We start from the raw sequence: 17,946 nt of genomic DNA, 5'->3' as shown, positions 1-17,946 counted from the left end.
GCGGGTGAAAGCGAACACGGGGGCGCCGGGCGTGGACGGGATGACCGTCCCCGACCTGCGTGACTGGATTGCAGGAAACCGTGAGAGGCTGATCGCCTCGTTACTCGACGGTACTTACCGTCCAAGCCCGTGCGCGGAGTTGAAATTCCCAAACCCGGCGGGAAAGGAGTGCGCCAGCTGGGCATTCCGACGGCTGTCGACCGGCTGGTACAACAGGCGATACTGCAAGTCCTGGATCCCGTCCTTGATCCGACATTCTCGGCATCGAGTTTTGGGTTCCGCCCCGGACGCGGCGCACACGATGCGCTGCGTCAGGCCCGGGACTATGTGCGGGACGGCTATGCGATCGTCGTAGACCTCGACCTGGAGAAATTCTTTGATCGGGTGAACCACGACATCGTCATGGCCCGTCTGGCCCGGCACATCGCCGACCCACGCCTGCTCGTCATCATCCGCCGGTTTCTACAGGCCGGGATGCTGTCGGGTGGTGTGCACGTCGAACGGCAGGAGGGGACCCCGCAAGGCGGCCCTCTCTCGCCGCTGATCGCTAACCTCATTCTGGATGACCTCGACAAGGAGCTCGAACGCCGGGGCCACCGGTTCTGCCGCTACGCCGACGACTGTAACATCTATGTACGGTCACAGGCAGCGGGGAGCGCGTCATGGCTCGGTTACCGCCTTGCTGGAAGGCAAGCTCCGACTCCGCGTCAATCAGGCCAAGAGCGCGGTTGCACACGTCCGGGAACGTACCTTCCTCGGCCACCGTCTGACAGCGGGAGGCTTTTTGAGCATAGCGAACAAAAGTCTCACGCGGCTGAAGGAGCGGCTCAGGGCGATTACGCGCCGCAACCGAGGCATCAGCCTCGCGGCGATGATCGCACAGACCAATGCCTTCACTACAGGGTGGGTCACCTACTACCGACACGCCCGGGCTCAGACGGTTTTGCGCGAGATCGACAGCTGGCTCCGGCGCAAGCTTCGCTGCGTCCGGCTCAAACAGTGCAAGCGCACCATGACGATCGCCACTTTCTTAAGGGAAAACGGCGTCCCAGAATGGCAGGCTTGGATCTTCGCGCTCTCGGGAAAGGGCTGGTGGCGCCTGTCGGGCAGCCCTCAGGCCGCCCACGGCATGCCCAACGCATGGTTCGATCAGGCAGGTCTCTCGCCTCGCTCTCCAACATGCCGCCTTAAACCGTACCGGAAACCGCCGTGATACGCAGTACGTACGTCCGGTGGTGTGAGTGGGGGGCGCCGTGAGGCGCCCCCCTACTCGATTGTGTGCCGGGCACGGCGTTGATGCAGGAGGTGTAAGTCCTTTGCAGGCCTGCTGGTGGGAACTGCTAGCTGAAGGCAACTGCGTCGCCGCGAGGCGGGGTGGGGAGGAAGCCGGAGGCAAAGCTCGGAGCTGACGAACAGGAATCGGATAGAAGGCCGGTGCGGCGGGATAACCCAGCAATGGATGGGGATGTCCGATAGCCAGACAGACGCGCGCATTGGTAAATCCGGCAGCGACCGAGTGAAGGATCAACGTCTTACCCCGGGAGATCTCCTGGCCTCTCCGGACGATCCGGAGAACAGCGGCAGTGATGTTGCTGGATGGGCCCGGAGAAGTCAGCAGCGGTCATAGTAGCGGGCGCAAGCCGGCGAAGGACCAAATTCGGTACCCAAGGAGCAAGACTGGGCACATTCGATGGGTGTGGAGCGGCAGCAAGGTAGCGGGAAGCAGCAGGACTTCTTCGATGAAGCCCTGAAGGCATCGCTTGGCCACGACGTCACCGGCAAAGGCGGAACTGGCGCTGGGACGATCGAGGAGCGGCAATCACCCACGGCATGGGCCGAGCCCCTCGCCTTGACGCGTTACGTGATGGAGGAGGTGGCCAGCTCGGCCAACCTGAACCAAGCCTACAAGCGGGTGAAAGCGAACAAGGGGGCGCCGGGCGTGGACGGGATGACCGTCCCCGACCTGCGTGACTGGATTGCAGGAAACCGTGAGAGGCTGATCGCCTCGTTACTCGACGGTACTTACCGTCCAAGCCTGGTGCGCGGAGTTGAAATTCCCAAACCCGGCGGGAAAGGAGTGCGCCAGCTGGGCATTCCGACGGCTGTCGACCGGCTGGTACAACAGGCGATACTGCAAGTCCCGATCCCGTCCTTGATCCGACATTCTCGGCATCGAGTTTTGGGTTCCGCCCCGGACGCGGCGCACACGATGCGCTGCGTCAGGCCCGGGACTATGTGCGGGACGGCTATGCGATCGTCGTAGACCTCGACCTGGAGAAATTCTTTGATCGGGTGAACCACGACATCGTCATGGCCCGTCTGGCCCGGCACATCGCCGACCCACGCCTGCTCGTCATCATCCGCCGGTTTCTACAGGCCGGGATGCTGTCGGGTGGTGTGCACGTCGAACGGCAGGAGGGGACCCCGCAAGGCGGCCCTCTCTCGCCGCTGATCGCTAACCTCATTCTGGATGACCTCGACAAGGAGCTCGAACGCCGGGGCCACCGGTTCTGCCGCTACGCCGACGACTGTAACATCTATGTACGGTCACAGGCAGCGGGGAGCGCGTCATGGCTCGGTTACCGCCTTGCTGGAAGGCAAGCCCGACCCGCGTCAATCAGGCCAAGAGCGCGGTTGCACACGTCCGGGAACGTACCTTCCTCGGCCACCGTCTGACAGCGGGAGGCTTTTTGAGCATAGCGAACAAAAGTCTCACGCGGCTGAAGGAGCGGCTCAGGGCGATTACGCGCCGCAACCGAGGCATCAGCCTCGCGGCGATGATCGCACAGACCAATGCCTTCACTACAGGGTGGGTCACCTACTACCGACACGCCCGGGCTCAGACGGTTTTGCGCGAGATCGACAGCTGGCTCCGGCGCAAGCTTCGCTGCGTCCGGCTCAAACAGTGCAAGCGCACCATGACGATCGCCACTTTCTTAAGGGAAAACGGCGTCCCAGAATGGCAGGCTTGGATCTTCGCGCTCTCGGGAAAGGGCTGGTGGCGCCTGTCGGGCAGCCCTCAGGCCGCCCACGGCATGCCCAACGCATGGTTCGATCAGGCAGGTCTCTCAAGCCTCGCTCTCCAACATGCCGCCTTAAACCGTACCGGAAACCGCCGTGATACGCAGTACGTACGTCCGGTGGTGTGAGAGGGGGGCGCCGTGAGGCGCCCCCTACTCGATTGTGTGCCGGGCACGGCGTTGATGCAGGAGGTGTAAGTCCTTTGCAGGCCTGCTGGTGGGAACTGCTAGCTGAAGGCAACTGCGTCGCCGCGAGGCGGGGTGGGGAGGAAGCCGGAGGCAAAGCTCGGAGCTGACGAACAGGAATCGGATAGAAGGCCGGTGCGGCGGGATAACCCAGCAATGGATGGGGATGTCCGATAGCCAGACAGACGCGCGCATTGGTAAATCCGGCAGCGACCGAGTGAAGGATCAACGTCTTACCCCGGGAGATCTTCCGCCTCCGGACGATCCGGAGAACAGCGGCAGTGATGTTGCTGGATGGGCCCGGAGAAGTCAGCAGCGGTCATAGTAGCGGGCGCAAGCCGGCGAAGGACCAAATTCGGTACCCAAGGAGCAAGACTGGGCACATTCGATGGGTGTGGAGCGGCAGCAAGGTAGCGGGAAGCAGCAGGACTTCTTCGATGAAGCCCTGAAGGCATCGCTTGGCCACGACGTCACCGGCAAAGGCGGAACTGGCGCTGGGACGATCGAGGAGCGGCAATCACCCACGGCATGGGCCGAGCCCTCGCCTTGACGCGTTACGTGATGGAGGAGGTGGCCAGCTCGGCCAACCTGAACCAAGCCTACAAGCGGGTGAAAGCGAACAAGGGGGCGCCGGGCGTGGACGGGATGACCGTCCCCGACCTGCGTGACTGGATTGCAGGAAACCGTGAGAGGCTGATCGCCTCGTTACTCGACGGTACTTACCGTCCAAGCCCGTGCGCGGAGTTGAAATTCCCAAACCCGGCGGGAAAGGAGTGCGCCAGCTGGGCATTCCGACGGCTGTCGACCGGCTGGTACAACAGGCGATACTGCAAGTCCCGATCCCGTCCTTGATCCGACATTCTCGGCATCGAGTTTTGGGTTCCGCCCCGGACGCGGCGCACACGATGCGCTGCGTCAGGCCCGGGACTATGTGCGGGACGGCTATGCGATCGTCGTAGACCTCGACTCGAGAAATTCTTTGATCGGGTGAACCACGACATCGTCATGGCCCGTCTGGCCCGGCACATCGCCGACCCACGCCTGCTCGTCATCATCCGCCGGTTTCTACAGGCCGGGATGCTGTCGGGTGGTGTGCACGTCGAACGGCAGGAGGGGACCCCGCAAGGCGGCTCCTCTCGCCGCTGATCGCTAACCTCATTCTGGATGACCTCGACAAGGAGCTCGAACGCCGGGGCCACCGGTTCTGCCGCTACGCCGACGACTGTAACATCTATGTACGGTCACAGGCAGCGGGGAGCGCGTCATGGCTCGGTTACCGCCTTGCTGGAAGGCAAGCCCGACCCGCGTCAATCAGGCCAAGAGCGCGGTTGCACACGTCCGGGAACGTACCTTCCTCGGCCACCGTCTGACAGCGGGAGGCTTTTTGAGCATAGCGAACAAAAGTCTCACGCGGCTGAAGGAGCGGCTCAGGGCGATTACGCGCCGCAACCGAGGCATCAGCCTCGCGGCGATGATCGCACAGACCAATGCCTTCACTACAGGGTGGGTCACCTACTACCGACACGCCCGGGCTCAGACGGTTTTGCGCGAGATCGACAGCTGGCTCCGGCGCAAGCTTCGCTGCGTCCGGCTCAAACAGTGCAAGCGCACCATGACGATCGCCACTTTCTTAAGGGAAAACGGCGTCCCAGAATGGCAGGCTTGGATCTTCGCGCTCTCGGGAAAGGGCTGGTGGCGCCTGTCGGGCAGCCCTCAGGCCGCCCACGGCATGCCCAACGCATGGTTCGATCAGGCAGGTCTCTCAAGCCTCGCTCTCCAACATGCCGCCTTAAACCGTACCGGAAACCGCCGTGATACGCAGTACGTACGTCCGGTGGTGTGAGAGGGGGGCGCCGTGAGGCGCCCCCCTACTCGATTGGGGCAGTGAAGTGGGCCGAAAAAAGATGCCTATTTTCAAGGGGCCATCGCCCCTTGACCCCATAACTGTCTACCTCACCTTTCGCAGCCACCCTGGCGTGCGGAACGAGAGGTCGACAGTTCGGGGAGCCCGAGGGCGATGGCCCTCGGATCAATTTTTCCGCCTTTGTGCCTGTTCTTAGGCCGCCTTGGTCTTGAGCGTCATGCCGCCCTTGAACAGCGCGAGCACGCGCCCCTGGACGGGCTGTTTGTCGAAGGGGGTGTTGCCCGCGGTCGCGGCCATCTTGTCCGAATCGACGATCCAGGGGCGGTCGGGATCGATCACCGCGATGTCTGCCTCGGAGCCCACTTCGAGGCGACCGGCGGGAACTCCCAGCAGCTTTGCCGGGGTCGCGGCGAGGAGATCGAAGGCGCGGGCCATGTCGATCACGCCGTCGCGCACCAGGTTCATGGTGAGCGGGAGCAGCGTTTCGGCCCCGGCGGTACCGGGTGCGGAATCGGCGAAGGGCAGGCGCTTATCTTCCGAGCCGCGCGGGTCGTGGCCCGAGGCGATGACATCGATGGTGCCATCGCCGATGGCCGCGATCACGGCCTTGCGGTCCTCCTCGCAGCGCAGCGGGGGCGAGAGGTGGGCGAAGGTGCGGAACTGCGCGACGGCCAGGTCCGAAAGCATGAAGTAGCCTGGCGACACGCCTGCGGTGACCTTGAGGCCGCGAGCCTTGGCGGCGCGCACGAGGTCGAGCCCGGCGCGCGTGGTCACGTTGCGGAAGTGGATGGCCGCGCCCGCCAGCTCGGCAAGGGCGACGTCGCGTGCGATGGCGATGGCTTCGGCTTCGGCAGGCGCGCTCGGCAGGCCCAGGCGCGTGGCGATCTCGCCCGCAGTCGCCACGGCCTTGCCGGTGATGCCGGCGTCCTCGGCGTGGGCGATCACGGTCATGCCCAGCATCGAGCAGTACTGCAGGAGACGCAGCATCGTCCCCGAATCGCCGATCCAGCGCCGTCCGGTCGCCACGGCTTTGGCGCCAGCCTCGCGCATAAGTGCGATCTCGGCGAGCGATTCGCCCTTGAGTTCACGCGTCGCGCCGCCCAGCGGGTGGACCCAGAAGTCCGGCTTTCCCGATAGCGCGGCGAAGCGCACGCGCGAGGGAATATCGAGCGGGGTCGGCTGGTCGGGCATCAGCGCGGCGCGGGTGATGCCGCCGAAATGGAAGGCGGGCTTGTCGATGGCAAAGACGCCCAGATCGACAAGGCCGGGAGTGACGAGCCGTCCGCGTGCATCGTGCACGGTGTCGCCCTCGCGCGCGGTGACGTCGGGGCCCATCTCGGTGATGAAGCCGCCCTCGGCGCGCAGCGTGCCCTCGGCAATGGTGCCGTCGGCGTGGAGGATGCGTCCGTTGCGGATCGTCAGCGGTGCGTGCTGGCTCATGCCCAACCCTCCATCTTGCGGCCCTTGCGGGTGAGCACTTCGAGGCAGGCCATGCGCATGGCAACGCCCATCTCGACCTGGGTGGTGATCTGCGAGCGGTCGATCATGTCGGCAACGTTGCTTTCGATCTCGATGCCCCGGTTCATGGGGCCGGGGTGCATGACCAGCGCGTCGGGCTCGGCCAGCTTGAGGCGCTCCTGCGAGAGGCCGTAGAGGTGGCGGTATTCGCGCGGCGAGGGGATGAACTGGCCCTCCATGCGCTCCATCTGCAGGCGCAGCATCATGACCACGTCCGAACCCGCCAGCGCGGCGTCGAAGTCGTGGAAGACCTTGACGTTCATGCGCTCGATGTCGGCGGGCATGAGCGCGGGCGGAGCGCAGACACGCACATCCGCGCCCAGCGAGGTGAGGCACAGGATGTTCGAGCGCGCGACGCGGCTGTGCAGGATGTCGCCGCAGATCGTCACGCGAAGGCCGTTGAAGGCGCGCTTGGCGTGGCGGATGGTGAGCGCATCGAGCAGCGCCTGCGTCGGATGCTCGTGCTGCCCGTCGCCCGCGTTGAGGACCGGGCAGTCGACCTTGTCGGCAATGAGCTGCACCGCGCCCGAGCTGGAGTGGCGGATGACGATGGCATCGGCGCGCATGGCGTTGAGCGTCATGGCCGTGTCGATGAGGGTCTCGCCCTTCTTCACGCTGGAGGTGGCCACGGCCATGTTGACGACGTCCGCGCCCAGGCGCTTGCCCGCGATCTCGAAACTGAGCAGCGTGCGCGTCGAATTCTCGAAGAAAGCGTTGATGATGGTCAGCCCGGACAGGACGTCACGGCGCTTTTGCGCTCCCCGGTTGAGTTCGACCCATTGTTCCGCCTCGTCGAGGAGGAACCAGATCTCGTGGGGCGCAAGGCCGGCGATACCGACAAGGCCGTCGTGCGGGAACGCCGCGCGGCCTTCGGGATAGGTATATTCTGGAGCTGTCATCGAAGACAGGGCCTTAGGCCCGCTCCCGGTCCCACTCAAGCCCCATTCGCACAACGCTGATCGGTGCGTGTTGCACGCCGGGCGAAGAGGGCCTTCCCCAGCTGCGGGCAGGGCGCTAGGTTCGGTCGATTTTATCCGGGAGTTCCAATGCAATTCGCCTCCAAGGTGTGGAAGCTGCTGGTCGGCATCAAGGACGCGCTCGTCCTCCTTTTGCTGATCGGCTTTTTTACGGTGCTGTTTGCCGCGCTGAGCCTGCGTCCAAGCCCGGCAAAGGTGGAGGGCGGCGCGCTGCTGCTCCAGCTCGACGGCGTGCTGGTCGAGGAGAAGAGCACGCCCGACCCCTTCCAGCTGCTACTCGCGCAGCAGGCGCCGGTGGGCGAATACCCGGTGCGCGACGTCGTGCGCGCGCTGGAGAGCGCGGCAAAGGATGAGCGGATCACCGCGGTCGTGCTCGATCTCTCGCGCTTCCTCGGCGGGGGGCAGGTCCATGAACGCGCGGTGGCTGCCGCCATCGACAAGGTGCGCGCAGCAAAGAAGCCGGTTCTGACCTTTGCCAATGCCTACGCCGATGACGGGGTGATGCTGGCCGCGCACGCGAGCGAAGTCTGGGTCGATCCCATGGGTGCGGCCTTCGTTTCGGGGCCGGGGGGCAACCACCTGTTCTACAAGAACCTGTTCGATCGCTTCGGGGTCAAGGCCCACGTCTACCGGGTGGGCACCTACAAGAGCGCGGTGGAGCCTTACCTGCGTGCAGACATGTCGGACGCGGCCAAGGCCAATTACGAGGACATTTATAGCGCGCTGTGGGAGGGCTGGAAGGCCGATCTTGCCAAGGCACGTCCCAAGGCGTCGGTCGCGCAGATGACGCAGGACCCGGCGGCCTGGATTGCGGCGGGCAAGGGCGATCTGGCCGACGCCTCGAAGGCGGCCGGGCTTGTCGACCGTATCGGCGACAGGACCGAGTTCGAACAGCGCGTCGCGAAGATCGTCGGCGAGGCGAAGGGCAAGGACACGAGCGATCACGCGGCGCGCTACCGCCACACCGCGCTTGCGACCTGGCTGACCGCCAATCCGGCTCCCACCAAGGGGGAGACGATTGGCGTCATCACCGTGGCGGGCACCATCGTCGATGGCGATGCGGGGCCGGGAAGCGCCGGGGGCGATCGCATCGCACGCCTGCTCGATGACAATCTCGACAAGGGCTTCAAGGCGCTGGTGGTGCGGGTCGATTCCCCGGGCGGCTCGGCCATGGCCTCCGAGCGCATCCGACGGGCCATCCTGCGTTACCGCGAAAAGAAGATCCCGGTGGTCATCTCGATGGGCAACTTGGCCGCGAGCGGGGGCTACTGGGTCTCGACCGCGGGCGAGAGGATCTTTGCCGAGCCCGACACGCTCACAGGCTCCATCGGGGTCTTCGCGGTCGTCACCAGCTTTGAGAAGACGCTGGCGGACCTGGGCATTACATCGGACGGGGTGAAGACTACGCCGCTGTCGGGTGAACCGGACATCCTGGGCGGTTTCTCGCCTGAGGTGGACGCGCTTCTGCAAGGCTCGGTCGAATCGACTTATGCCAAGTTCCTGAGTGTGGCTGGCAAGGCGCGCGACATGTCGCCGCAAGCGGTCGACGCTGTGGGGCAGGGTCGGGTCTGGTCGGGGCGCGAGGCGATGGAACGCGGTCTTGTCGACGAGATGGGCGGCCTCGATGCCGCGCTGGCCTATGCCGCGAAGAAGGGCGGCGTGGGCAACAAGGCCTGGCACGCGGAGTACCTTGCCGAGCCTGCCGATCCCTTCGATTCGCTCCTGGCGCAGGTCCTTGCCCGTCCCTCGGGCGAAGAGGCGGCGATCTCGGACTACGCCGCGCTGGCCGCGCAGGTCCATGCGCGGCGGATGGCGCAGGCGGGCCGTGCGGTCGAAGCGCTTGCCGGGACCAGCGGTATCCAGGCCTACTGCCTTGCCTGTACGGCGGTGGATGGCGCGGTTTCCGGCGGGCCGGGGGCGGCCCGATCCGCCGGATCAGGCGGGCTTGGCAGCTGGCTGCGGCTTTTCGCAGCCGGGGCGCAGGCGGGCTTCTAGAGGCCCGGCAATTCGGCGGGCCCTGTATCCGGGGCATCGGTGTCGGGCCCGGGAAAGGGGGCCTCGTCGGGCACGGGCGCAGGGCCCGGGTCGCTGGGCACGGGCGGGGTTTCGGGCGGTGTCTGGCCGGGCGTATCGTCGGGACGGGTTGCCATCGGGACCTCCTCGCGTTGGCCTCGCCACGCACGGCGAGGCTTGTCTCCTCGAAGTGGGGAGGGGGGATTTGGCCTGCAAGGCCCCCTGTTTCGGGACATGCGCCCCGGGCAATGCGACTCGCGGAGCTTGCCCTTTTGCCCGTGGCCTTATAAGGGCACGTCCCTTGAGTTTTAGGCTTCATCCGAATGCGGGCGTGGCGGAACTGGTAGACGCGCCAGATTTAGGTTCTGGTATCGCAAGATGTGGGGGTTCGAGTCCCTTCGCCCGCACCAGTCCGTCGCGCATGGCCGGATGTGGCATGCGAATCGGTCGCGCCCGGCATTTGGCCGTGCACGGCTCCACGGATTGCACAGGAAGGCATTGAGATGCAGATCGTCGAAACCACCAACGAGGGCCTGAAGCGCGCCTACACGGTGACCATCCCGGCCACCACCATCACCGACCGCATCGAGGGCGAGATCAAGAAGATCGCCCCGCAGGTCCGCATGCCCGGTTTCCGTCCCGGCAAGGTTCCCGCCAACCTCGTGCGCAAGATGCACGGCGACGCGATCCACCAGGACATGCTCAACAACGTCATCCGCGAAGCGATGGACAAGCTGGTCGCCGACAACGCGCTGCGTCCCGCGATGAACCCCGACGTCTCGCTCGGCGAAGGCTATGAGCAGGGCAAGGACGCGGAACTGAGCGTTGCGCTTGAAATTCTCCCCGAGATCGACACGCCCTCGATCGATGGTCTCAAGCTCGAAAAGCTGACCGTCCCCGTCGCCGAGGACGCCGTCACCGAGCAGGTCGAGAAGATCGCCAGCCAGCAGCAGCGCTTCGAGACCAAGGACGGTGCAGCCGAGGACGGCGACCAGGTCATCTGCGACTTCACCGGCAAGCTCGACGGCGAGCCTTTCGAGGGCGGTGCGGCCGAAAAGCAGCCGATCACGATCGGTTCGGGCATGCTGATCCCGGGCTTCGAAGAGCAGCTTGTGGGCATCAAGGCCGGTGACGAGCGCGTCATCACCGTGACGTTCCCCGAGGATTACCAGGCCGCGCACCTCGCCGGCAAGGAAACCACCTTCGACATCGTCGCCCACGAGATCAAGGCGCCGGTCGAGAGCACCGTCGATGACGAGTTCGCCAAGCAGCTCGGCCTCGAAAGCCTCGAGCAGCTTCAGGGCCTCATCAAGGGCCAGCTCGAGCAGGAGACCGCCGGTCTCACCCGCACCGCGATGAAGCGCCAGCTGCTTGACCAGCTTGCCGCCGGTCACGATTTCGACGTGCCGCCCTCGATGGTCGAAGCCGAGTTCAACCAGATCTGGCAGCAGCTCGTCCAGGAAGCCTCGAACGAGGAAGATCCCGAAGCCGCGCTCAAGGAGATCGAGGACGAGAAGGACGATTACCGCAAGATCGCCGAGCGCCGCGTGCGTCTTGGCCTGCTCCTGTCGGAAATCGGCCAGGCCAACGGCGTCGAAGTGACCTCGCAGGAAATGTCGATGCTGGTCTCGCAGGCTGCCCAGCAGTACCGCCCGGAAGACCGCCAGCGCTTCATGGAATACGTCCAGCAGGACCCGATGATGGCCGCCCAGCTGCGCGCGCCGCTCTATGAGGACAAGGTCGTCGACTTCCTCATCGAGAAGTCGGAAGTGACCGAGCGTGAAGTGACCCGCGAGGAACTTCAGGCCGCGATCGAGGCCGAGGAAAGCGAAGCCGAGAAGGCCGAAGCCAAGCCCGCCAAGAAGGCGCCGGCCAAGAAGGCCGCGGCCAAGAAGGCTGACGACGCCGAAGCCGGTGACGAAGCGGCCGAGAAGAAGGCCCCGGCCAAGAAGGCTCCGGCCAAGAAGGCCGCTGCCAAGAAGACCGAGGACGGCGAGGCCAAGCCCGCCGCCAAGAAGGCTCCCGCCAAGAAGGCTCCGGCCAAGAAGGCCGCTGCCAAGAAGACCGAGGACGGCGAGGCCAAGCCCGCCGCCAAGAAGGCTCCCGCCAAGAAGGCTCCGGCCAAGAAGACGGCTGCCAAGGAAGACTGATCGCGTTCGCGGAGCCCGGCTCCGCGTTCGATCGGCTCACGAAGGCCCGGCATGGTCGCCATGCCGGGCCTTCTTGCATCCGGGCTCCGGGCTTCCAGCTTAGTTGGTTCGACGGGGGAGGGGACGGTCGCTGGCGATCCAGCCGTAGCCCACGCGCGTCAGCGTGAGTGTGTCGAGCGCGAAGCCCTGGCCGCGCAGGTGGGCCCAGATTTCGGAGGCGGTGAAGCGGCTGTCCGGATCATGTTCGGCCCAGAACAGGTTGGGGCAGTCGCGCGAAAGGGTGCGGGAGCCTTGCGGGGCAAGCCTGAAGCCCAGGTGCCGGGCAACCTCCCGATAGGCGAAGGGCACGACGCGGGCGTTGTCGGCCGGGGGCATCGCGATGAGATCGGCGTTCCAGTAGGGATCGATGAAGACCCGGGTCCCGGGGCAGGCCGCCTGCACGCGCGCGATGATCCGGCCGGTCCCGTACCAGGTTTCGCGCTCGGCCGCCCACAGGGCGTTGTGGCGCAGTTCAAGGCCGCCCACCACCAGCGCGGCCAGGAAGAGCAGGCTGGCAAGATGGGCGGGCCAGGCGCGCACCAGGCGTGCGGCGCACAGGCCCAGGAGGACGGCCAGCACGCCCACGGCGGGGGCGAGGTACTTTTCGATCAGAATCGGTCGCAGGCCAAGGTGGAGCGCGCTTAGCACGAGAAGGCCGAGCGCGAGCCCACCGCCCAGCAGCAGGCTTCCTGCCGCGTGGGGCGCAAGGCGGCGCGTCCTCCAGGTCTCGCGGACGAGGAGGAGCCCGCCTCCCGTGGCGGCGGCGAGCAGCAGCAGATTGGCCTCGAGCGTGCGCTGCAGGGCATAGCGCAGCGTGTCCAGCAGCGGGCCCAGGCCTCCCTCGATCCAGAAATGGGCCGTATTGGCCCCCCAGTAGCGCGCCTGTGTGGCGGTGACCCCCAGAAAGACCGCGCCCGCGACCAGTGGGGCTGGCAGGAGCGCGCGCAGGCGCGGGCCATCGCGCAGCGCCAGCGCCGCGGCCACGAAGGGCATATAGAGCGCGCCGCACAGCAGCGTCGTCACGATATGCGTGTTGAAGGCGAGGAAGGTCGCGGTGAAACCGGAGACAAGGGCGGCTCGGTCGCGGTCCTTGGGCGCGGTCCAGCTGCGCACGAGGGAAAGCGCCAGCACCGCGCCCAGGCACAGCGACAGGAAATAGGAGCGCAGCTCGCTCGCCGTGTGGATCGTGGCGCGCGCACCGAGCAGCACGAGCAAGGCGGCAAGGGCGCTGGCGCGCAGCTGCGGGTCGCGCCGGACAAGGGCCCACCCGGCAAGCCCGGCTGCGGCCAGGATGGCAAGATGGACAAGCCGGTGGCGCGGGACAGGTCCCAGCCAGGCGCTCGCGCGCATCAGCGCATAGTAGAAGGGGGGATGGTTGTCGCGCAGCCAGCTCGTGCGCAGCGCGTCGCTCCAGCTGCGCGTGGGCAGGGTGACCGCCTGGGTGTAGAATTCGTCGTACCAGGGGCCCCGGTGCCGGGTGACCCAGGCGATCGCGAAAAGCAGGAGGGCAAAGGCGCTCGCCGTGATCAGGGCGTTCCAGGGGATGCGCCCTGCTGCGGCGCGCGCGTTCATTTCGAGGTCATGCCTTGTCTCCGGGGCCGGTCCGGCGGCCCGGGCGGTACATTGACCGGGAACTGCGCGGATTCGGTGGCTGCGACATCCGTGGTGGGGAGTGCACGCAGGCCTGTCAATTTCCCCGCCTTCAGGCGTCCGAGTGCGGGACGGAGCGGGGTGGTTTGGGCAATTGTGGAGCAATTGTCGCAATCCATACACCGATTGATGGGTTTATGCCCTTGAACATCGGGATAGGGCACGCGAAATAAGGCAGGCAACCAGATGAGGAATCCCATGCTCGACCTGTTTGGCGCGTCAGGCGCTCAAGGAAAATTCACCACCGATCCCGTGACCGGCGCGCTCGTGCCGATGGTCGTCGAGCAGACCAGCCGGGGTGAACGCAGCTTCGACATCTATTCGCGCCTCCTGCGCGAGCGCATCGTCTTCGTGACCGGCCAGGTCGAAGACCACATGGCCTCGCTGATCGTCGCGCAGCTGCTGTTCCTGGAATCGGAAAATCCCTCGAAGGACATCTCGATGTACATCAACTCGCCGGGCGGTGTCGTCACGGCGGGCATGGCGATCCATGACACCATGCAGTACATCAAGCCGCGCATCTCGACCGTGTGCATCGGCCAGGCCGCCTCGATGGGCAGCTTCCTGCTCGCAGCCGGTGAGCCGGGCATGCGCATCGCGCTTCCCAATGCGCGCATCATGGTGCACCAGCCCTCGGGCGGGGCGCAGGGCATGGCCTCGGACATCGAGATCCAGGCCCGCGAGATCCTGCGCATGCGCCGCCGCCTGAACGATCTCTATGTGAAGTACACGGGCAAGTCGCTCGACGAGATCGAGAAGGCGATGGACCGTGACACGTTCCTCGAGGCCGAGGAAGCCCTGGCCTTTGGCCTGGTCGACAAGGTCTTCGAGACCCGTCCCGACGCGGACAAGCCGGAGGGCTGATCGCCTCCCGGGCGTGGACAGGGAGGGGCCGGAATTGGCGGATCGGTCCCTTCACCCCCTGTCAACGTTGACCGCCTAGGATTGCTAAACCGCCCCCGTCCAAGGTAGACTCGTCGAGTCGCCCGCGATGGGGCCTTTAGATGGAATGCGAAGAAATTGAGCGGATCTGACGCGAAAAGCACCCTGTACTGCAGTTTCTGCGGGAAATCGCAGCACGAAGTGCGCAAGCTGATCGCGGGACCCACGGTCTTCATCTGTGACGAGTGTGTCGAGCTGTGCAACGACATCATTCGCGAAGAGACGAAGGCGGGGATCGCGGGCAAGAAGGATGGCGGCGTGCCGTCCCCCCGTGACATCTGCGAGACGCTGAACGACTACGTGATCGGCCAGGAGCGCGCCAAGCGTGTCCTGTCGGTGGCTGTCCACAACCACTACAAGCGCCTCAAGCACGCGGGCAAGCAGGGCGACGTCGAACTGTCGAAGTCGAACATCCTGCTCGTCGGGCCGACCGGCTCGGGCAAGACCCTTCTCGCCCAGACGCTGGCCAAGACCTTCGACGTGCCCTTCACGATGGCCGACGCCACCACGCTGACCGAAGCCGGTTACGTGGGCGAGGACGTGGAGAACATCATCCTCAAGCTGCTTCAGGCCTCCGACTACAACGTCGAGAAGGCGCAGCACGGCATCGTCTACATCGACGAGATCGACAAGATCAGCCGCAAGGCCGAAAACCCGTCGATCACGCGCGACGTGTCGGGCGAAGGCGTGCAGCAGGCTCTGCTGAAGCTGATGGAAGGCACCACGGCCTCGGTTCCGCCGCAGGGCGGACGCAAGCATCCGCAGCAGGAGTTCCTGCAGGTCGACACCACGAACATCCTGTTCATCTGCGGTGGCGCCTTCGCGGGGCTGGAAAAGATCATCGGCGATCGCCTCCAGAAGCGCTCGATCGGTTTTGGCGCGCACGTCGCCGATCCCGACAAGCGCCGCGTGGGCGAACTGCTCCAGAAGAGCGAGCCCGAGGATCTTCTCAAGTTCGGGCTCATCCCCGAATTCGTCGGCCGTCTGCCGGTCATCGCGACGCTTGAGGACCTCGACATCGCCGCCCTGGTGATGATCCTCAAGGAACCCAAGAACGCGCTGATCAAGCAGTACGCCAAGCTCTTCGATCTGGAGGACGTCGAACTGACGTTCACCGACGAGGCGCTCGAGGCGATCGCCCAGAAGGCGATCGACCGCAAGACCGGCGCGCGCGGCCTGCGTTCCATCGTCGAAGGGCTCCTGCTCGACACGATGTACGACCTGCCGACCGAAGAGAACATCGCCGAAGTCGTCGTCGATGGCGACGTGGTGGCAGGCCGCAAGGAACCTGTCCGCGTCCTCAAGGGCGACAAGGCCGAGGAAGCCGCCTGACCGGCACGCCTCCCGCCTGAGCGGAAATAGTAGAAAAAAGGGCCCGGGGATCGCAGGATCTTTCCGGGCCTTTTTCATGGCGTGGGAAGAGCTACAGATCCGAGGACCAGTGCCCTCGGGCTCCCCATCCCGTCTAGCCCACGTCCCGCGCGCCATCTCAGGCCGAGAAACGTCAGGTGGCCGGGTTTGGGGTCAAGGGGTGATGACCCCTTGAAAAGCCTTCGTCTTCCTGAGCCTTAACGCCCTTCCATCTGCGGTCCGGCAATCGCCATGGCGCGGGGAGGCGGCGTTTCGCGAAGAGGCTCGGGGGCATCGTTCAGGCGGGCCTGGCGGATGACCTTGCCGTCCTGTGTGACGGTCATCTCCTGCGAGGTCGTGGTCTTGAGCTTCCAGCCGTCCTCGCCGTGGACCCAGGTATCCTCGGCCAGTGCGATCATCTCCATCGCGTGCCCGCGAACCTGTGCGCTGGCCGTCATCGTCTGCCGGACCCTGGCCTCCGTGCCATCGAGGGTCAGGGCCTTGATCGTGGTGCGGGTGTCGCGGTCGGGGTCGGCGGGGGCGTCCTGCACCTCGGCGATCATGGCCTTGGCATCAAGCGTGCGGCCGCTGAGTTCGGTGCTGGTGAAGTCGGGGGCAAGCAGGGCCTCGATGCCCGGGGCCGAGCGCTGCTCCATCGCCTGCCTGAGCTCGTCATAGCGCTGCTGGAGTTCGGCACGTGCCGCATCGGCCTGCAAGGCAGGCGCGTCCGAAGTGGTCGCGGCAAGGCTTGCGCCGGTGGGCACCGCAAGGCCGAGAAGGGCGCAGCTGGCAAGCAGCGATTTTACGGAAAGCAACGGCATGGGTGGGCGGCTCCTTGGACAGCATCGCGCATCGGTGCGTCAGAACGGCGCAACCGGATGGGAGCTGCAATGCGCCGAATGGGGCGCGGTGCCATGCCGCGCCGACGAGGCGGGCCGTCTGTGCGTCAGACCGTGTCGGGGCTTGCCAGCGCGCAGGTCTCGGCGTGCCCGGTCTCGACCTGGATCGTGGGATGGCCGATGCCGAAGTCGTGCGCCAGCTGCTCGGCGATGGCGGCGAGAAACGCATCGTCGGCGGGGCCATCGGGCTTGACGAGGTGGGCGGTAAGCGCGGTTTCGGTGGTGCTCATCGGCCAGACGTGAAGGTCGTGGACATGGCTGACACCGGGCTGGCTTTCAAGCAGACGGCGCACCCTGGCGATGTCGATGCCATCGGGCACGGCGAGCATGCCCATGCGCAGCGAATCGCGCAGGATGCTCCAGCTCGACCAGGCGATGACCAGCGTGATGATGAGTGAGGTGATGGGATCGAGCAGGGCGATCCCGGTCGCCCAGATGAGGCCGCCCGCAATGACCACGCCGGCGGAGACGGCGGCGTCGGCCATGAGATGGACAAAGGCCGCGCGCAGGTTGAGGTCCGACTTCGAGCCTTTGGCGAAGAGCAGCGCGGAGAGCGCGTTGATGGCAATGCCGATGGCGGCCACGACCATCATCGTGGTGCCTGCGACCTGGGCAGGCTCGAACAGGCGGCGCAGGGTTTCGACCAGGATCGCGCCCACCGTGCCCCACAGAAGTGCCGCGTTCGCGATCGAGGCCAGGATGGACGAACTCTTGAGGCCGTAGGTGAAACGCTCGGACGGCGGACGTGCGGCAAGGATGGCCGCGGCCCAGGCCAGCAGCAGCGAAACCACGTCGGTCAGGTTGTGCCCGGCATCGGCGAGAAGCGCGATGGAGCCGCTTACGAAGCCCGCAATGGCCTCGACCACGACGAACACCACGTTGAGACTGACGGCAATGGCAAAGGCCATGTTCGCGCCGCCCGGGGGAGGGCCGTGATGGTGGTGATGGCCGTGCCCGTGGCTATGCCCATGCCCATCATCGTGACTATGGGAATGTCCGTGGGGGCCATGGCCGTGCGGGGGTGTGGCTAAGGTCTCGTGTTCCATCGAAAATGTGTCTCTCATGCCACGCCGGGGCGATTCAACTGTTGTTGTAACATGTCATTCACAATTCCCGCTTTCTCCAGAGCACGGATAAGAGAACTTGCTTCGTGACATTTTTGCCGCAGTGCAAAAATGTACGTTAAAAAATAATCCATTAAAAACAATATCTTGTTTTGGTCATTTGGATGATAACGCGCTTCACGTTGCAAAATTGCGCCGTTGCAGCAGCAAATGGCTCCCAACCGTCAGAAAGCTGTCATATGTCACTGCGCATAGCCACCGCAGCGCATGCAGT

At 65.4% G+C, this 17,946-nt stretch carries 19 protein-coding genes, 1 tRNA gene and 1 pseudogene; 14 read left to right on the top strand and 7 right to left on the bottom strand.

The genetic code is table 11. From position 1 onward, the window contains the following. Positions 1 to 129: 129 nt before the first annotated feature. The 9 genes and pseudogenes from HT578_RS22550 to HT578_RS06750 all read left to right on the top strand — a co-directional run. Positions 130 to 588 (top strand): annotated as a pseudogene (locus HT578_RS22550) (reverse transcriptase domain-containing protein); the annotation flags it as partial. Between the two features lie 196 nt (positions 589 to 784). After that, positions 785 to 1,213 carry a group II intron maturase-specific domain-containing protein gene (locus HT578_RS06785; protein WP_213502964.1) on the top strand — a complete coding sequence of 143 codons (429 nt, stop codon included), beginning with the start codon at positions 785 to 787 and terminating at the stop codon, positions 1,211 to 1,213. A gap of 477 nt (positions 1,214 to 1,690) precedes the next feature. Continuing rightward, positions 1,691 to 2,263 (top strand): reverse transcriptase family protein, encoded by a 573-nt coding sequence (locus tag HT578_RS06780; RefSeq protein ID WP_213502962.1) that lies wholly within the window; start codon positions 1,691 to 1,693, stop codon positions 2,261 to 2,263. Beyond that, positions 2,215 to 2,676 (top strand): reverse transcriptase domain-containing protein, encoded by a 462-nt coding sequence (locus HT578_RS06775; protein ID WP_479684957.1) that lies wholly within the window; start codon positions 2,215 to 2,217, stop codon positions 2,674 to 2,676. The genes HT578_RS06780 and HT578_RS06775 overlap by 49 nt, the downstream gene beginning before the upstream one ends. A gap of 14 nt (positions 2,677 to 2,690) precedes the next feature. After that, on the top strand, positions 2,691 to 3,149 hold the full coding sequence (locus tag HT578_RS06770; RefSeq protein ID WP_213501431.1) for a group II intron maturase-specific domain-containing protein: 459 nt from the start codon (positions 2,691 to 2,693) through the stop codon (positions 3,147 to 3,149). Positions 3,150 to 3,594: 445 nt separating this feature from the next. After that, positions 3,595 to 3,756, top strand: coding sequence for a hypothetical protein (locus HT578_RS06765; protein ID WP_213502960.1), 162 nt, complete (start codon positions 3,595 to 3,597; stop codon positions 3,754 to 3,756). Beyond that, positions 3,753 to 4,058, top strand: coding sequence for a hypothetical protein (locus HT578_RS06760; RefSeq protein WP_213502958.1), 306 nt, complete (start codon positions 3,753 to 3,755; stop codon positions 4,056 to 4,058). Before HT578_RS06765 ends, HT578_RS06760 begins: the two co-directional genes overlap by 4 nt. A 135-nt stretch (positions 4,059 to 4,193) precedes the next feature. Continuing rightward, positions 4,194 to 4,352: a hypothetical protein gene (locus HT578_RS06755; protein WP_213502956.1), complete on the top strand. Its 159-nt coding sequence runs from the start codon at positions 4,194 to 4,196 to the stop codon at positions 4,350 to 4,352. Positions 4,353 to 4,470: 118 nt separating this feature from the next. Beyond that, on the top strand, positions 4,471 to 5,049 hold the full coding sequence (locus tag HT578_RS06750; protein ID WP_213502942.1) for a group II intron maturase-specific domain-containing protein: 579 nt from the start codon (positions 4,471 to 4,473) through the stop codon (positions 5,047 to 5,049). A gap of 213 nt (positions 5,050 to 5,262) precedes the next feature. Here the strand turns inward: HT578_RS06750 and HT578_RS06745 are convergent, their stop codons facing one another. Together HT578_RS06745 and HT578_RS06740 are read right to left on the bottom strand one after the other, a co-directional pair. After that, the gene (locus HT578_RS06745; RefSeq protein WP_213502940.1) at positions 5,263 to 6,510 is read right to left on the bottom strand and encodes a dihydroorotase; all 1,248 of its coding nucleotides are present in this window, start codon (positions 6,508 to 6,510) and stop codon (positions 5,263 to 5,265) included. Further along, entirely contained in the window at positions 6,507 to 7,487 is a 981-nt protein-coding gene (locus HT578_RS06740) for an aspartate carbamoyltransferase catalytic subunit (RefSeq protein WP_039391350.1), read from the bottom strand. Before HT578_RS06740 ends, HT578_RS06745 begins: the two co-directional genes overlap by 4 nt. A 147-nt stretch (positions 7,488 to 7,634) precedes the next feature. Here HT578_RS06740 and sppA point away from each other — a divergent pair, with 147 nt between their 5' ends. Then, a complete protein-coding gene (gene sppA / locus HT578_RS06735) occupies positions 7,635 to 9,560 on the top strand; it encodes a signal peptide peptidase SppA (protein ID WP_213502938.1) in 1,926 nt (641 codons plus the stop codon). Here the strand turns inward: sppA and HT578_RS06730 are convergent. Then, positions 9,557 to 9,715: a hypothetical protein gene (locus HT578_RS06730; RefSeq protein ID WP_199904381.1), complete on the bottom strand. Its 159-nt coding sequence runs from the start codon at positions 9,713 to 9,715 to the stop codon at positions 9,557 to 9,559. The two genes, sppA and HT578_RS06730, sit on opposite strands and share 4 nt — an antisense overlap. A gap of 188 nt (positions 9,716 to 9,903) precedes the next feature. On the opposite strand from HT578_RS06730, the gene HT578_RS06725 reads away from it, so the two are divergent. Together HT578_RS06725 and tig are read left to right on the top strand one after the other, a co-directional pair. Then, positions 9,904 to 9,988: transfer RNA gene (locus tag HT578_RS06725), tRNA-Leu, on the top strand. A gap of 93 nt (positions 9,989 to 10,081) precedes the next feature. Further along, entirely contained in the window at positions 10,082 to 11,728 is a 1,647-nt protein-coding gene (tig, locus tag HT578_RS06720) for a trigger factor (protein WP_213502936.1), read from the top strand. A 99-nt stretch (positions 11,729 to 11,827) separates the two neighbouring features. Here the strand turns inward: tig and HT578_RS06715 are convergent, their stop codons facing one another. Continuing rightward, on the bottom strand, positions 11,828 to 13,339 hold the full coding sequence (locus tag HT578_RS06715; RefSeq protein WP_213502929.1) for a hypothetical protein: 1,512 nt from the start codon (positions 13,337 to 13,339) through the stop codon (positions 11,828 to 11,830). Positions 13,340 to 13,615: 276 nt separating this feature from the next. Between HT578_RS06715 and clpP the strand changes: the two genes are divergently transcribed. Then, positions 13,616 to 14,281 carry an ATP-dependent Clp endopeptidase proteolytic subunit ClpP gene (gene clpP, locus HT578_RS06710; RefSeq protein WP_039391357.1) on the top strand — a complete coding sequence of 222 codons (666 nt, stop codon included), beginning with the start codon at positions 13,616 to 13,618 and terminating at the stop codon, positions 14,279 to 14,281. Positions 14,282 to 14,437: 156 nt separating this feature from the next. Next, a complete protein-coding gene (gene clpX / locus HT578_RS06705) occupies positions 14,438 to 15,691 on the top strand; it encodes an ATP-dependent Clp protease ATP-binding subunit ClpX (protein WP_039391358.1) in 1,254 nt (417 codons plus the stop codon). A 236-nt stretch (positions 15,692 to 15,927) separates the two neighbouring features. Here clpX and HT578_RS06700 read toward each other — a convergent pair whose 3' ends face one another. From HT578_RS06700 to HT578_RS06690, 3 genes are all read right to left on the bottom strand, one after another. Next, on the bottom strand, positions 15,928 to 16,530 hold the full coding sequence (locus HT578_RS06700) for a nuclear transport factor 2 family protein (protein ID WP_213502927.1): 603 nt from the start codon (positions 16,528 to 16,530) through the stop codon (positions 15,928 to 15,930). Between the two features lie 125 nt (positions 16,531 to 16,655). After that, the gene (locus HT578_RS06695; protein WP_213502925.1) at positions 16,656 to 17,654 is read right to left on the bottom strand and encodes a cation diffusion facilitator family transporter; all 999 of its coding nucleotides are present in this window, start codon (positions 17,652 to 17,654) and stop codon (positions 16,656 to 16,658) included. Positions 17,655 to 17,668: 14 nt separating this feature from the next. Next, a complete protein-coding gene (locus HT578_RS06690; RefSeq protein WP_213502923.1) occupies positions 17,669 to 17,860 on the bottom strand; it encodes a hypothetical protein in 192 nt (63 codons plus the stop codon). Positions 17,861 to 17,946: the final 86 nt, after the last annotated feature.

Source organism: Novosphingobium decolorationis, from assembly GCF_018417475.1.
In the GTDB taxonomy this organism is placed as follows: Bacteria; Pseudomonadota; Alphaproteobacteria; order Sphingomonadales; family Sphingomonadaceae; genus Novosphingobium; species Novosphingobium decolorationis.
The sequence above is the reverse complement of the archived record's forward strand: the minus strand, read 5'-3'. Positions and strand labels throughout refer to the sequence as shown.